This window comes from Streptomyces cucumeris, from assembly GCF_024295805.1.
GTDB classification, from domain to species: Bacteria; Actinomycetota; Actinomycetes; order Streptomycetales; family Streptomycetaceae; genus Streptomyces; species Streptomyces cucumeris.
The window spans coordinates 56,675-72,544 of the sequence record NZ_JANCLX010000013.1; the positions used below are offsets into that span (position 1 = coordinate 56,675).

The following is a 15,870-nucleotide window of genomic DNA, read 5'->3' on the forward strand; positions in this document are numbered from 1 at the left end:
AGGAGGTTAGCCGCAGGTGTGCACAACCGGGAAATGCGTTGTCCCCCGGGAGGTCCCCGGGACGCCCCCGGGCGGTCTCCTGGCGGCGGCTCAGCGGCGCAGCGGAAGGGGCGCTCCCATGACCGCGTACGGGCTCGGCGCGCTCGGGAAGAGCACCGGCCGGGCGAGGTCGGTATAGCCGAGGGACCGGTAGAGACCGCGGGCGGGGCTGTCGGTGTCGATGGCGGACAGCAGGGAGCGCGGCTGGCAGACGCCGTCGGTGATGGCGGTGATCAGCCGCCGTCCGACACCGCGGTTCTGGTACGCGGGGTGGACATGCAGTTCGGTGATGACGAAGGAGTCGTCGAGCCAGTCCTCGCGTCCGGCGGCGCGCAGATAGGGCTGGACGACGGTGGACCACCAGTGGGTCCGGTCGTTGGGCATCCCGTAGACGAACCCCACCAGCCGTCCGGTGGGGGTGGTGGCGCCCAGCGCGCGGGCCCCGAGGCTGGTGAGGTGGCGCAGCACGATATGGCGCCGTACGCCGACCTCCTCCGCCGTGAGCCCGAAGGCCACCGCCTGGACGGCGAGGGCGTCGTCCACGCGCGCGGCGAGGTCGAGCGGCCCGACGGCGACGCCTCCGGGATCCGGGGACCGCTCCCCGGGCAGTTGCACCATGCGCCAGACCCTACTGGCCCGCCGATCGGAACAGCACGCCGATGGCTCAGAACAGCACGCTCATGAAGGCGCCGACCTCCTGGAACCCCACCCGGCGGTAGGCGGCGCGGGCGGCGGTGTTGAAGTCGTTGACGTACAGGCTCACCACGGGGGCGATCTCGTTCAGGGCGTAGCCGAGCACGGCGGCCATCCCGGTCTCGGAGAGCCCGCGGCCGCGGTACTCGGGAGCCACCCAGACGCCCTGGACCTGGCAGGCGTGCGGGGTGGCGGCGCCGATCTCGGCCTTGAAGACCACCCGGCCGTTCTCCACCCGGGCGAACGAGCGTCCGGCGGTGACCAGCTCGGCGACCCGGGCCTGGTAGAGCAGTCCGCCGTCCCCGGCGAGCGGGGAGACGCCGACCTCCTCGGTGAACATGGCCACGCACGCGGGCATGATCACGTCCAGCTCGTCCTTGCGGATGCGCCGCACCAACGGGTCGGGCGGGATGTCGGCGGGCATCGAGGTGGTGACCATCAGCGGCTGGTGGGAGCGGACCTCGCGGGCCGGGCCCCAGCTGGGCTCGAGCAGGGACCACAGCTCGGCGGTGGTGTCGGCGGGACCGACGATCGAGGAGCAGCGGCGTCCGGCGCGGCGGGCGCGCTCGGCGAAGCCGCGGACGGCTTCGGGGGTGGCGCAGATGGGGACCAGATTGGCCCCGGCGTAGCAGAGCGACTCCAGCCGTCCGCCGGTGTACCAGCCCCACATCTCGCCGCCGAGCCGCCACGGGTCCAGCCCGGCCACCTGGACGCGGGCGGCCACGAAGGCGTTGGACACCGGGTCACGGTCGAGGACCGCGAGGGCCGCTTCGAGCTCGCCGGGCTCGAGGACCCTGGTGGTGGAGGTGGTCAGCACGGATGTGTTTGCCTCACCGGTCGCGGGCCCGCGGGCCGGACACGGGCCTGCGGGCCAAGAGGGAGTCGATTCTCCGCACTGTACCCCGCAGGCGGAACGGGCCACCTGCGACGTGGTCCGCCACCGCGGGCTCCGGCCGTGCCGGAGGGGTCCGGTACGGCCGGATACGGACGGCGGGTCTCAGCCGCTGATGGAGACCTGGGGCTCGCCGGAGGCGATGCCGTCCTTCTCCATCTGCTCGGCGATCTTCATGGCTTCCTCGATGAGGGTCTCCACGATCTTGGACTCGGGCACGGTCTTGATGACCTCGCCCTTGACGAAGATCTGGCCCTTGCCATTGCCGGAGGCGACGCCCAGGTCCGCCTCACGGGCCTCACCGGGGCCGTTGACGACACAGCCCATGACGGCGACGCGCAGCGGCACCTCGAGACCGTCCAGACCGGCGGTGACCTGGTCGGCCAGCTTGTAGACATCCACCTGGGCACGGCCGCAGGAGGGGCAGGAGACGATCTCCAGACGGCGCTGGCGCAGGTTCAGCGACTCCAGGATCTGGATGCCGACCTTGACCTCCTCGGCCGGCGGCGCGGAGAGCGAGACGCGGATGGTGTCACCGATGCCCTCGCTGAGCAGGGCGCCGAAGGCCACCGCGGACTTGATGGTGCCCTGGAACGCCGGACCTGCCTCGGTCACGCCCAGGTGCAGCGGGTAGTCGCACTGGGCGGCCAGCTGGCGGTAGGCGTTCACCATGACGACGGGGTCGTTGTGCTTGACCGAGATCTTGATGTCCCGGAAGCCGTGCTCCTCGAACAGCGAGCACTCCCACAGCGCCGACTCGACCAGCGCCTCCGGTGTGGCCTTGCCGTACTTCTCCAGCAGCCGCTTGTCCAGGGACCCCGCGTTGACCCCGATCCGGATCGGCACCCCGGCGTCGGAGGCCGCCTTGGCGATCTCCTTGACCTTGTCGTCGAACTGCCGGATGTTCCCCGGGTTCACCCGCACCGCCGCACATCCGGCGTCGATGGCCGCGAACACGTACTTCGGCTGGAAGTGGATGTCGGCGATCACCGGGATCTGCGACTTCTTCGCGATCACCGGCAGCGCCTCGGCGTCGTCCTGCGAGGGGCAGGCGACCCGCACGATCTGGCAGCCCGATGCGGTGAGCTCGGCGATCTGCTGGAGGGTGGCCCCGATGTCCGCGGTCACCGTCGTCGTCATCGACTGCACCGACACCGGAGCGTCGCCGCCCACGGCCACCGACCCGACCTGGATCTTCCGGCTGACCCGGCGGTCGGCGAGCTTGGTCGGTACGGACGGCATGCCTAGCGAAATCGCAGTCATCTGGCGAGCAACCCCAAGGTGTGTGACAGGCCCGAGATCAGCGGGCTCCGCGTCCGAGATTACGGCACCGGCCCGCACCCCAGCACACCCGGACCCGAAGTCCACCCAAAGGTGAACTTCGGGACATCGCGTGTCATCAGGAGATTCTCACCGGGTTCACGACGTCCGCCACCAGCACCAGCAAGGTGAAGCAGATGAAGATCCCCGCGATCACATAGGCGACCGGCATCATCTTCGCCACGTCGAACGGCCCGGGGTCGGGCCGCCGCACCAGCCGTGCGGCATGCCGCCGTACGGACTCCCACAGCGCGCCCGCGATATGTCCGCCATCCAGCGGAAGCAGCGGGAGCATGTTGAACAGGAACAGCGAGAGGTTGAAGCCCGCGACGAGGAACAGCATGGTCGCGATCCGCTGGGAGGGCGGGATGTCGAGGTTGGCGACCTCACCGCCGACCCGGGCGGCGCCGACGACGCCCATCGGGGAGTCCGCCTTGCGCTCACCGTCGCCGAAGGCCGCGTTCCACAGGTCGGGGACCTTGGAGGGCAGCGCGAGCAGTGAGTCGATGCCGTCCTCGACCATGGTGCCCATACGGTCCACGGACTGCCCGAAGGACTGCTGGACCACGCCGTTGGCCGGGGTGAAGCCGAGGAAGCCCGCGCTGACGTACTTGCCCTCGACGTAGCCGCCGTTCCCGTCGGACTGGGCCACCTGGTTCTTGATGAGGTCGGCGTGCAGGGTCTTGCGGGCGCCGTCCCGCTCGACGGTGATCGTGGCCGGGCCGGTGGTCTTCCGGATGTCCTGCTGGAGGGTGCTCCAGTCGGGCGTCGGATGGCCGTCGAACGCGACGATCTTGTCCCCGGGCTTCAGCCCGGCGGCCTTGGCCGGGGAGTCCTTGGCGCTCTTGGGGCAGGTGTCGGTGTCGGCCGAGGCCGCGACGACACATTCCGAGACGGTGCCCACATTGGTGGTCTGGGTGTTGACCCCGAAGGACATCATCACGCCGAGGAAGATCACCACGGCGAGGACCAGGTTCATGAACGGCCCGGCGAACATCACGATCACGCGCTTCCACGGCTTGCGCGTGTAGAACAGCCGGGACTCGTCCCCCGGCTTGAGCTCCTCGAAGGCGGCCGACCGGGCGTCCTCGATCATGCCCCGCCAGGGCGAGGTGGACCGGGCGGTGATCTTGCCGTCGTCACCGGGCGGGAACATCCCGATCATGCGGATGTAGCCGCCGAGCGGGACCGCCTTGACCCCGTACTCGGTCTCGCCCTTCTTGCGGGAGAAGATCGTCGGCCCGAAGCCGACCATGTACTGCGGGACCCGGATGCCGAAGAGCTTGGCCGTGGAGAGATGGCCGAGCTCGTGCCAGGCGATCGAGAAGAGCAGGCCGACGGCGAATACCACTATGCCGAGGACCGTCATCAGTGTCGTCATGCGCGAGCCTCCGGGATCGCCTTCGCCGCTGCGGCGGCCAGTTCACGGGCGCGGGCACGGGCCCAGCTCTCGGCCTCGAGGACGTCCGCGACGGTGAGCCGGGTTCCCGCGGTGGGGGTGCCGTGCTCCGCCATCACCTCCGCGACCGTATCGACGATCCCATTGAAGGGCAGCTTCCGGTCGAGGAAGGCGTCGACGCACTCCTCGTTCGCCGCGTTGAACACGGCGGGCGCGGTGCCGCCGAGGGCCCCGACGTGCCGGGCGAGGCCGACCGAGGGAAACGCCTCGTGGTCCAGCGGGAAGAACTCCCAGGTGTGGGCCTTGGACCAGTCGCAGCCGGGCGCGGCGTCCGGCACCCGGTCGGGCCAGCCGATGCCGAGCGCGAGGGCCATCCGCATATCGGGCGGGCTCGCCTGGGCGAGCGTGGAGCCATCGGTGAATTCAACCATCGAGTGGATATACGACTGCGGGTGGACGACCACCTCAATCCGTTCGAAGGGAATGTCGTAGAGCAGATGGGCCTCGATCACCTCCAGCCCCTTGTTGACGAGGGTCGCGGAATTGATCGTGACCATCGGGCCCATGTCCCAGGTGGGGTGGGCCAATGCCTCGTCGGGGGTGACCGAGGTCAGCTCCGCCTTCGTCCGGCCGCGGAAGGGGCCGCCGGAGGCGGTGACGACCAGCTTGCGCACCTCCTGGCGGGTGCCGCCCAGCAGCGCCTGGAAGAGCGCCGAGTGCTCGGAGTCGACGGGGACGATCTGACCGGGCTTGGCGACGGCGCGCACCAGCGGACCGCCGACGATGAGGGACTCCTTGTTGGCCAGCGCCAGCACCCGGCCCGCTTCCAGGGCGGCCAGGGTCGGTGCCAGGCCGATGGAGCCGGTGATGCCGTTGAGCACCGTGTGGCACTGCGAGCCGGCCAGCTCGGTGGCCGCGTCGGGCCCGGCCAGGATCTCCGGCAGCGGCTCACCGGCGCCGTAGCGCGCGGTCAGCGCCTCGCGCAGCTCGGGCACCGCCTCCTGCCGGGCGACGGCCACCCTGGCCACCCGCAGCCGGTGGGCCTGCTCGGCGAGCAGGCCCGGCCGTCCGCCCGCGGCGGACAGACCGGTCACCCGGAACCGGTCGGGATTGCGCAGCACCACGTCGATGGCCTGGGTGCCGATCGATCCGGTGGAGCCCAGGATCACGAGGTCGCGCTGCGCACCGGCGGCGGCGGTGGCCGCCGGGAAGCGCAGATGCGGGTCAGCCAGGGATTCCGTCATCCCCCCATTGTGGCCGCTCCGGGGGACCGCCCGATCACAGGCCCCGCCGGGGCCCGCCGGACCGGGCGGTCCGGCGGGCCCTGCTTACACCGCACCCGTCAGCGGATGGGGCGGTGGACGTTGTCCTTCGCGGAGGGGCCGGGGGTGGCGTCGGCGATCCAGGGACCGTCGTCGCTGGGGTCGAGGACCCCCTCTTCCAGCCAGGTGTACGAGCCGGAGAGCACCCCGGAGACGACCTTGCGGTCGAGCTCGTCGGTGTTGGTCCACAGCCGGCCGAAGAGCTCCTCGGCGCGGATCCGGGCCTGTCGGCAGAAGACGTCGGCCAGTTGGTATGCCTCCGCGCCGTGGTCCCCGCGGCTGCGCAGCATCTCGGCCCGCACACAGGCCGCGCTCATCGCGAACAGCTCCGCGCCGATGTCGACGATCCGGCCCAGGAACCCCTGCTTGGTCTCCATCCGGCCCTGCCAGCGCGACATGGCGTAGAAGGTGGAGCGCGCCAGCTTGCGCGCGGAACGCTCCACGTAGCGCAGATGGGGCGAGAGGTCCCGGTGGCCCTCGGGGTGGAACTCACCGTAGGAGCGCGGCAGCTGGCCGGGTCCGGTGACCAGGCCGGGCAGCCAGCGGGCGTAGAAGCCACCGGCCTTGGCCGCCGCCTTGCCCTTGTCGGACAGGGACTTGTCCGGGTCGATGAGGTCACCGGCCACCGACAGATGGGCGTCGACCGCCTCGCGGGCGATCAGCAGGTGCATGATCTCCGTGGAGCCCTCGAAGATCCGGTTGATGCGCAGATCGCGGAGCATCTGCTCGGTGGGGACGGCCCGTTCGCCGCGGGCGGCGAGCGAGGCGGCCGTCTCGAAGCCGCGGCCACCGCGGATCTGGACCAGTTCGTCCGCCATCAGCCAGGACATCTCACTGCCGTACAGCTTGGCGAGCGCGGCCTCGATGCGGATGTCGTTGCGGTCCTCGTCGGCCATCTGGGAGGCGAGGTCGATCACGGCCTCCAGGGCGAAGGTGGTCGCCGCGATGAACGAGATCTTGGCGCCGACGGCCTCGTGGCGGGCGATCGGCTTGCCCCACTGCTCACGGGCGGCGGACCACTCGCGGGCGATCTTCAGACACCACTTCCCGGCACCCGCGCACATCGCGGGCAGCGAGAGCCGGCCGGTGTTGAGCGTGGTGAGCGCGATCTTGAGCCCGGCGCCCTCGGGGCCGATCCGGTTGACGGCGGGGACCCGCACCCGGTGGAGCCGGGTCACCCCGTTCTCCAGACCGCGCAGCCCCATGAAGGCGTTGCGGTTCTCGACCGTGACGCCCTCGGACGCGGTCTCGACGACGAAGGCGGTGATCCCGCCCTTGTGCCCCTCGGACCGCGGCACCCGGGCCATCACCACGAGCAGATCGGCGACCACCCCGTTGGTCGTCCACAGCTTGACGCCGTCGAGCACGTAGTCGTCGCCGTCCGGGACGGCGGTGGTGGCGAGCCGGGCCGGGTCGGAGCCCACGTCCGGTTCGGTGAGCAGGAACGCCGAGATGTCGGTGCGGGCGCAGCGCGGCAGGAACAGGTCCTTCTGCTCCTGGGTGCCGAACAGCTTGAGGGGCTGCGGCACACCGATGGACTGGTGGGCGGAGAGCAACGCGCCGACGGCGGGGCTGACGGAACCGACCAGCGCCAGGGCCTTGTTGTAGTACACCTGCGTGAGGCCCATGCCCCCGTACTTGGTGTCGATCTTCATGCCCAGGGCGCCGATCTCCTTGAGACCGTTGATGGTCTCGTCGGGGATCCGTGCCTCGCGCTCGATGCGGGCGGCGTCGATCCGCGTCTCGCAGAACTCGCGGAGCCTGGCGAGGAACGCCTCGCCGCGCCGCACATCGTCCGGTGCGGGGGCGGGGTGCGGATGGATCAGATCGAGTCGGAAGCGGCCGAGGAACAGCTCCTTGGCGAAGCTCGGCTTGTGCCATACCTGTTCGCGGGCGGCCTCGGCCACCTGGCGCGCTTCACGTTCGGACACCGGCCTGACGGATGATGCGGTCATCGGTGCTCCCTTGCCGCGAATGACGATCTCGTGACATTACCGGCACGTACCGCTGCCAGTGTGCCTCCCGCCGGGCACTCCGGCAAAGCGGGCGGACGCGGGGATCCTCGGCGGATCCGCGAGCGGGGCGCGAGGGGGCCGTGCCACGCTGCGGCCGGGGCACCGGGACGGCCCGCCCCGGCTTCTCCGGTTGAGGGTCCGCGGAAGCCGGGCCGGGTCCCGGACCCCCGTTCGCCGTCCGGGTCCTGGGGCTTCGCCTAGGACCCCGCCCGCACAGGCTCGATTCGCACCCCGTGCGACCTGCCGCCTGCCACACTCACCCGGGGAGATCCGCACGCTCTGGGGGGTGCCGCGCATGGGGGGACATCAGCCTTTCTGTCCGTCCCGTCCGCCGTGGGGCGGGGAGCGGGAGAACGGCGGGACGGAGGCCCGGGACAGCTCCTGGGCACGCCCCGGCGGCGGCTCCCCGTACGGCCTCCGGGACGGCCCCCAGGACGGTGGCCCCGCGCACCGGGCCGCCGCGAGCTGCTCGGGCCCGGAGGACGCGCGCGCCCAGGCCGATGTCGGCCAGCGGCTGGCCCGGCGCGGGGACGCCGAGGGAGCGCGGCGGTGGCTGACCCGGGCGGCCCACACCGACGACCCGGAGGTGCTGTGCACGGTCGCGGGCGTGCACCACCGGCTGCTCGGCGACCCCGGCGCGGCGCGGCCCCTGTACGAGCGCGCCGCGCGGTACGGCTCGACGGACGCCATGCGGACGCTGGGTGCGCTGCTCGGCGAGCCGGAGCGGCGGCCGCCGGCCGACGGCGAGCGCCGGCTGCGCGAGGCGGCCGGGACCGGTGACCCGGACGCGGCGTACCGGCTCGGCCGCGCGCTCCACGAGCGCGGCGACCCCGGCGAGGCGGCCGTCTGGTTCGAGCGGGCGTATCTGACCGGGGGCGATCCGGACGCGCTGGCCGGACTCGCCGGCGCCCTGCGGGCCCTCGGCCGGGACGAGGAGGCGCGTGAGCTGCTGGCGGCGGCAGCGGAGCGGGGCGACCCGCTGAGCCCCGATCACGACCCCGTGCGCACCGCAGGGGAGGACCGCCCGCCGTCAGGGGCCCCCGGGGAACCGCCCACGAGCCAGGAGCCGCCGCGACGGCCGCCGACCGGCCCTGCCCCCGACCCCGACCGCGCGGCGAGATCCGGAACGGACCCCACGGACCCCGGGCATCCCACGGACCCCGGGCACCCCGCCGTCACCATCGACCCCGGTGATCCGCTCACCTCCGCCGACGGGCTGCGGCTGGCCTACGCCCGGACCGGCGATCCCCAGCTGCTGGAACTCGCCCTGGACATGGGCCGCCTCGCCGTCCAGACCTACCGGGGCTCGGCGCGCACCGACCGCCACGCCCTCGCCCTCTCCACCCTCGGCGTCCTGCTGCGCATGACGTACGAACGCGACCGCTCCCCCGCGACACTGACCGAGGCCGTCGAGACCGGACGGGCCGCGGTCGCCGTCTCCTCCCGCGAGGACCCCGACCGCGCCCGGCACCTGTCCGGGCTCGCCAACTCCCTCCAGGAGGTGTTCGGGCGCTCGGGCGACCTCGCCGTGATCGACGAGGCCATCGCGCTGTACCGCACCTGCCTGTCCGTCGTACCGCCCTCCCACCCCGAACACGCCGGTCTGCAGACCGACTTCGGCAACTGTCTGCTGCGCCGGGCCTGCCAGGACCCGGACCCCGCCGTGCTCGACGAGGCCGTGCTGGCCGGACGGTCGGCGGTGCGCGGCACTCCTCCGGACCATCCGCGCCGTCCGGTCGCCCTGAGCAACCTGGGCGCAGCCCTGCTCCAGTACGCGATCGTCACCGTCCAGCTGCCCGCGCTCGACGAGGCCGTCGACGTCTACGAACGCGCCCTGGAAGCGTTCCCGGACGGACATCCGGCCCGGGAGCGGGCCCGGGAGGCGCTGGACAACTGTGCCCGGGTCCGGCAGGCGGTGCACTCGGGCCGCGGCTCCCCCCAGCGGTCCCGGAGCCCGCGGCGTTCGGCACCCGCCGGGCCCGCCGCCGTACTACGGGACGCGTCCGCCCGGCTCGCCGCGTATGAACGCGGCTGTTCCCTGCCGGACCTGGAGGCCGCGGTGACGGGCTTCGAATCCGTCCTGCGCTCCTCGGCCGACATCCTGCTGCGGGTCGAGGCGGCCGGCGGACTGGGCGCCGCCACCCGGGCGCGCTACGAACGCAGCGGTGAACGCCGGGATCTGGACCGCGCGGTCGACCTGTTCGCGGACGCGCTGTCGATGAGCCCCCGGGACGATCCCGAGGCGCCCGCCGTGCGGGCCCGGCTGTCCGACGTCCTGCGGCTGCGCTGGCGGCTCTCGGGGGACGGTGAGGATCTGACGGCGGCCGTCGAGCTCTCGCGTGCCGCTCTGGCGGCGACCGCGCCGGAGGATCCGCGCCGCCCGGAGCGGCTGTCCGGGTTCGCCGCGGGGCTGCTGGGTGTCTTTCTGCACCAGCGCGACGCCTCGGCGCTCGCCGAGGCCGTCGGGATCTGCCGTCAGGCACTGGCCACGGCACCCGACGAGGTCGAGGGGCAGGCCCTCGCCCGCTCCCGGCTCGCCGAGACGCTGCGCGAGCAGGCGGGGCTGAACGGCGCGGGGGCGGCGGAGGCGCTGGACGAGGCGGTCGCGCTGGCGTGGGAGGCGCTGGAGGCCGTCCCCGCGGACCGGCCGCCGTACGCGCACCTCCAGTGCCGGCTGGCCGTCACCCTGCACCAGCGGTGCACCACCGGCGCCCGGCCGGAGGACCCGTGGGCCGCGGTGGACGCCGCCCGGCGCGCCGTGGAGGCCACCCCGGCCGGCCATCCCGACCGGCCCGAGCGGCTGAGCGTGATGGCGCGGGTGCTGTGGCTGGACCACGAGCGGCGGCGGGACACGGAGGCGCTGGAGACACTGGTCGCCGCCGCCGACGCGGCGGCAGCGGCGGCGCCGCCGGGCCACCGGCTGCGCGCCCAGGCGCTCACCCTCCACGCCCACGCCCTGGGACTGCGCACCACCCCGGGAGCCCGGGCCGCCGCCGAGGCCGTCCACCGCGAACTGGCCCTGGACGCCACGGCCCCCGTGGGCGCGCGGGTGCGGGCCGCCCGGAGCTGGGCGCACTCGGCGCTCGCGGCGGCCGACCTCCCCGGCGCCCTGGAGCCGTTCGCACTCGCCGTGGATCTGCTGCCGCGTACCGCGCCCCCGCACCCCGGGGTCCGGTCCGCCGGGGAGCCGGGGCCGGACGGGTTCGCCGGGCTGGCGTCGGACGCGGCGGCCTGCGCGATCGGGCTCGGTGATCCGGAGCGGGCGCTGCGGCTGCTGGAGCAGGGCCGTGGGGTGCTGCTGGGCCAGGGCCTCGGCATCGGGGCGGCACCACCGGAACTGCGCGCGGAGCACCCCGGTCTGACGCACCGTCTGGAGGAGCTGCGCACGGCGCTGGACCGCCCCGAGGAATCCGTCCTCGGCTCCGCCGGAAGCGTCGCGGACCGCTCGGGCGCATCGCCGTGCGGTCCGGGCGGGGAGGACCGGCACGCGCTCGCGGCGGAGTGGGAGCGGCTGACCGAGCGGATCCGCCGGCAGCCGGGGTTCGAGGGGTTCCTGCGGGCGCCGGAGGTACCGGAGCTGCTGGCCGCCAGCGGCGGGCAGGGTCCGGTGGCGGTCGTGAACGTGAGCGAGCTGCGCTGTGACGCGCTGGTGCTCACCCGCCGCACGGTACGGGCCGTTCCACTGCCCGCGCTGAACCTGGCGGAGGCGGTGCGGCGCGCCGACGCCTTCTTCCCCGCCGTGCGCACGGCGGAGGACACCGGCGCGGCGGAGGCGGACCGGACCGCCGCGCGGGCGCGGGTCCGGGAGACGCTGGAGTGGCTGTGGACGGCGGTGGCCGAGCCGGTGCTCGGCGCGCTGGGGCTCACCGGCCGCCGCTCCCGGGGGTCCAGGGACGGCGCGCCGCGGCTGTGGTGGGTTCCGACCGGCCCGCTGACCGGGCTGCCGCTGCACGCGGCCGGGCGCCACGACGCCTCTGGCCGCGCGGCCGACTCCGTACTGGACCGGGTGGTCTCCTCCTACGCCCCGACCGTCCACGCGCTCGCCCGCGCGGTCCGGCGCGGCGGCGATGAACCGCCGGGGGCGGAGGAACCGCTGGTGGTGGCCGTTCCGGCCACCCCGGACGCGCCCGGTCCGCCGGGCGGCCGGGAGGGGATCGCCGCGCTGACCGGCCGGCTGCCCGCCACCCGGGTGCTGATCGGTGCGCGGGCCCGCCGGGACGTGGTGCTCGACACCCTGCCCCGGCACCGCTGGGCGCATTTCGCCTGCTCGGCGGTGAGCGAGCCCGGCACGCCGACGGCCGGGCGGGTGCTGCTCCACGACCACCGGGAGCGCCCGCTGACCGCCGCCGATCTGTCCGGACTCCCCCTGGACGAGGCACGGCTGGCGTATCTGGCGGGCGGTGTGACGGCTCGCGCGGAGCGGGGCGCGGGCGCCGAACCGGTCCATCTGACCGGGGCGTTCCACCTCGCCGGGTACGCGCAGGTGATCGGGACGCTGTGGGACCCGGGCGACACGGCGTCGGCCCGGGCCGCGGAGACCTGCTACGCGGAACTCACCGCCGCCGGGACCGCGGCGGCCGCCCGCGCGGTGCACGGCGCGGCACGGGCGCTGCGCGACGCGTACCCGGCGGAGCCCACGCGGTGGGCCGCGTTCGTCCACGTGGGCGCCTGAGCCCGGAGCGGGCCCGTGCCCTCCGGATCTCCGCTGATCCACGGAGATCCGGAGGGCACGGGTCACCCGGCCTAGAGGTCGAGCCCGGTGAGGACCATGACCCGCTCGTAGGTGTAGTCCTCCATCGCGAAGCGCACACCCTCGCGGCCCACACCGGACCGCTTGGCACCGCCGTACGGCATCTGGTCGGCGCGGTAGGAGGGCACATCGCCGACGATCACGCCGCCGACCTCCAGCGCGCGGTGGGCGCGGAAGGCGGTCTGCACATCATGGGTGAACACACCCGCCTGGAGGCCGTACTTGGACGCGTTGACGGCCGCGTACGCCGCCTCCTCGCCCTCGGCCCGCTGGAGGGTCAGGACCGGGCCGAAGACCTCCTCGCACGCGAGGGTGGTGTCCGCGGGGACGTCCGCCAGCACCGTCGGGGCGTAGCTGGCGCCGTCGCGCTTGCCGCCGGTCAGGAGCTGGGCACCGGCCTGGACGGCCTCGTCCACCCATGCCTCGACGCGCTGCGCGGCCTCCTCGCTGACCAGCGGGCCGACATCGGTGGCGCCGTCGGCCGGATCACCGGTGACCTGGGCCTCGACAGCCGCGATGATCTTCGGCAGCAGCCGCTCGTACACGGAGGCGTCCGCGATCACCCGCTGCACGGAGATGCAGGACTGGCCGCCCTGGTAGTTGGAGAAGGTGCCGATACGGGTGGCGGCCCAGTCGAGGTCCTTCTCGGAGGCGTAGTCGCCGAGGACGACCGCCGCACCGTTGCCGCCGAGCTCCAGCGTGCAGTGCTTGAGCGGCACCGACTCCTTGATGGCGTAGCCGACCTTCTCCGAACCGGTGAAGGAGATGATGGGCAGCCGCTCGTCCTGGACCAGTGCGGGCATCTGGTCGTTGGGCACCGGCAGCACGCTCCAGGACCCCGCCGGGAGCTCGGTCTCGGCCAGCAGCTCGCCCAGCACGATCGCGGAGAGCGGGGTTGCGGGCGCGGGCTTGAGGATGATCGGCGCGCCGACGGCGATGGCCGGGGCGACCTTGTGGGCGCACAGGTTCAGCGGGAAGTTGAACGGCGCGATGCCCAGCACGGTGCCGCGCGGGAAGCGGCGGGTCAGCGCCAGACGGCCGACGCCGCCCGCGTCGGTGTCCAGCCGCTGGGCCTCCCCGCCGTTGAAGCGGCGGGCCTCCTCGGCCGCGAAGCGGAAGACGGACACGGCGCGGCCGACCTCGCCGCGCGCCCACTTCATGGGCTTGCCGTTCTCGGCGGAGATCAGCCGGGCGATCTCCTCGGTGCGCTCGGCGAGCCGCCGGGAGACGTGGTCCAGCGCGGCGGCCCGGACGTGGGCGGGCGTCGCGGCGAACTCGTCCCGGACGGCGTCGGCCGCGGCGACGGCCTCCTCGATCTGCGCCTCGGTGGGAACGCTCACCGCGCCGACGCGACGGCCGTCCCAGGGGGACGTGACCTCGAGCGTGCTCTCGCCCGTCGCCTTGCGACCGGCGAGCCAGAACGCGTGGGTGACAGCTTCGGTTGTGTCTGGCACGGCGGATCCCGACCCTTCTGGAGTGGTGGGGTGATGGTGCGGATGTCTCTGCCCCCACCGTAGGCGCGCGGGGCGCGCCGGGCGTTTGTCCGAGGCGTAGCAGTCGGGGGCGGGGTCGCTCCGCTATGGCTGGTAGGAGACGGGGGCAGGGCCCGTGGATCAGGGCGCGGTGGCCGGGGAGGTCGCCTTCAGGGCGAGCCACAGCTCCATCCGGACGTCCGGGTCGTCCAGGGACCGGCCGAGGATCTCCTCGACCCGGCGCATCCGGTAGCGCAGGGTGTGCCGGTGGACGCCGAGGTCGGCGGCGGCCGCGTCCCACTGGCCGTGGCGGGAGAGCCAGGCGCGCAGCGAGGCGACGAGATCACCGCGGCCGGTGGCGTCGTGTTCGTGCAGGGCGCGCAGCATGCCGTCGGCGAAGGCCCGTACGGCGTCGTCGGCGAGCAGCGGCAGGACGGATCCGGCGGCGACGTGCTCATGCTCGACCAGCACCCGGCCGCGGCGGCGGGCCACCGACAGCGCCTGCTCCGCCTGGCGGTAGGCGGTCGCGGCGGCGATGGGGCCCGCGGGGGCGGACAGCCCGACGACCAGGTCGTCGCCAGGGGCGGTGGCGGCCAGGCGCTCGCGGGGGCGGGTGGCGGTGCCGCGGCGGTTCTCGATCGCCCCGGCGTGCTCCGCGCACGCGGCGACCGCGGCGCCGCCGTCGGGGGCCAGCACGATCAGCCGTCCGCCGTCGGGCACGACGAGCACGGCCTCCCCGCTGCGGGCGGCGGCGGACTCCATGGCGTCGCCGAGGGTGGCGAGCGGATCGGCGGCGGCCGGCCCCGCCGCGGTGGGGGTGCTTCCGGTGTCGGCGGGGTGCTCGGCCGGGGCGTCGTCCCCGGCGGCGGTCGGCGCGGCGGTGCCACCGGCGGAGGAGGCGGTGCCCGCGGTGGCGCCCTTGGCCCCGGACGCGGCGCTACCGGCGGAGCCGGACGAACCGGGCGCGGCCTCGGCGACGAGCATCCGGAACGGCGCGTCGAGCAGACTCCCGTACAGCCGCCCGGCCACCGCCCGCGCATGGTCGGGCTCGCCCGCGAGCAGCATCCGCAGTACGGCGGCGCCCAGGCGCTGCTCGGCCTCCTGGAGGGCGCGGGACCGCTCGGTGGTCAGGGTCAGCAGCGCCACCGCGGAGTGCACGGCGTAGCGCTCGGCGGTGCCCAGCGGGGCTCCCGTACCGACGGCGAGGACGCCCCGGGTACGGCGCCCGGTGCCCAGCGTCTGGAGCTCCACCCGGTCCGAGACGGCCGCCTCCGCAGCGGACTCCGCGCCGTCACCGCCGACCACGACACTGGCGGGGGCGGGCCGGGCGCGCAGCCGCTCGACGTCGGCGGTCAGCCGGGCGGCGCGGCGGGCGGCCCAGTCGGGGGCGGCGGCGACCACGGAGCCGGAGGCGTCGTAGAGCGCCGCCCAGCCGTCGAGGTGGGAGGCGAGCCGGGCGAGCAGCGCGGCGGGCCCCTCCGCGCCGATGGCGGCGCGGGTCAGCTCGCGCTGGGCCTCGAACCCGGCGGTCACCGCCCGGTACTGGTCCGCGGCTATCGCCGCCGAGACGGCCTTGCTGATGGCGATGAAGGGGGTGCGGCGCGGTACGGCCAGCAGCGGCAGCCCCTCCTCCTTGGCCGCGGCCACCAGGGCGGGCGGCACCTCGTCGTACTTGACCCCGATCGCGAAGCCGAGCCCGACGACGCCCGCGCCCACCAGCCGCCGCACATAGCGCCCCATCTCCTCCGGGTCCTCGGCCCGGAGCTGCATGGCGGTGATGAGCAGCAGTTCACCGCCGTCCATATAGGGCACGGGGTCGGCGAGCTCGCTGACATGGGCCCAGCGCACGGGTGTCTCGAGCCGGTCCTCACCCGCGAGGACGGTCAGCTTGAGCGCGGTGTGGTGGACGAGGGAGGCGAGCGTGGGAGGCATGGCACCTTCGAAGCGAATGCGATGACTTCACCGCCC

At 74.1% G+C, this 15,870-nt stretch carries 9 protein-coding genes; 1 reads left to right on the forward strand and 8 read right to left on the reverse strand.

Annotation, left to right across the window (positions count from 1 at the left end; translation table 11 throughout):
* Positions 1–90: 90 nt before the first annotated feature.
* The 6 genes from NMK44_RS20230 to NMK44_RS20255 form a co-directional block, all read right to left on the reverse strand.
* A complete protein-coding gene (locus NMK44_RS20230; RefSeq protein WP_254745075.1) occupies positions 91–657 on the reverse strand; it encodes a GNAT family N-acetyltransferase in 567 nt (188 codons plus the stop codon).
* Positions 658–703: 46 nt separating this feature from the next.
* Positions 704–1,549, reverse strand: coding sequence for a GNAT family N-acetyltransferase (locus tag NMK44_RS20235; RefSeq protein ID WP_254745077.1), 846 nt, complete (start codon positions 1,547–1,549; stop codon positions 704–706).
* A 180-nt stretch (positions 1,550–1,729) separates the two neighbouring features.
* Positions 1,730–2,887, reverse strand: coding sequence for a flavodoxin-dependent (E)-4-hydroxy-3-methylbut-2-enyl-diphosphate synthase (gene ispG / locus NMK44_RS20240; protein ID WP_254745079.1), 1,158 nt, complete (start codon positions 2,885–2,887; stop codon positions 1,730–1,732).
* A gap of 136 nt (positions 2,888–3,023) precedes the next feature.
* The gene (locus NMK44_RS20245) at positions 3,024–4,325 is read right to left on the reverse strand and encodes a M50 family metallopeptidase (protein WP_254745081.1); all 1,302 of its coding nucleotides are present in this window, start codon (positions 4,323–4,325) and stop codon (positions 3,024–3,026) included.
* A complete protein-coding gene (gene dxr / locus NMK44_RS20250) occupies positions 4,322–5,587 on the reverse strand; it encodes a 1-deoxy-D-xylulose-5-phosphate reductoisomerase (RefSeq protein ID WP_254745083.1) in 1,266 nt (421 codons plus the stop codon). Before dxr ends, NMK44_RS20245 begins: the two co-directional genes overlap by 4 nt.
* A 98-nt stretch (positions 5,588–5,685) precedes the next feature.
* The gene (locus tag NMK44_RS20255; protein WP_254745085.1) at positions 5,686–7,620 is read right to left on the reverse strand and encodes an acyl-CoA dehydrogenase family protein; all 1,935 of its coding nucleotides are present in this window, start codon (positions 7,618–7,620) and stop codon (positions 5,686–5,688) included.
* Positions 7,621–7,975: 355 nt separating this feature from the next.
* On the opposite strand from NMK44_RS20255, the gene NMK44_RS20260 reads away from it, so the two are divergent.
* Positions 7,976–12,352: a CHAT domain-containing protein gene (locus NMK44_RS20260; protein ID WP_254745086.1), complete on the forward strand. Its 4,377-nt coding sequence runs from the start codon at positions 7,976–7,978 to the stop codon at positions 12,350–12,352.
* 71 nt (positions 12,353–12,423) lie between these two features.
* Here the strand turns inward: NMK44_RS20260 and NMK44_RS20265 are convergent, their stop codons facing one another.
* Positions 12,424–13,884: an aldehyde dehydrogenase family protein gene (locus NMK44_RS20265; protein WP_254745087.1), complete on the reverse strand. Its 1,461-nt coding sequence runs from the start codon at positions 13,882–13,884 to the stop codon at positions 12,424–12,426.
* Between the two features lie 159 nt (positions 13,885–14,043).
* Positions 14,044–15,834, reverse strand: a complete 1,791-nt coding sequence (locus tag NMK44_RS20270; RefSeq protein ID WP_254745089.1) for a PucR family transcriptional regulator — start codon at positions 15,832–15,834, stop codon at positions 14,044–14,046.
* Positions 15,835–15,870 lie beyond the last annotated feature (36 nt).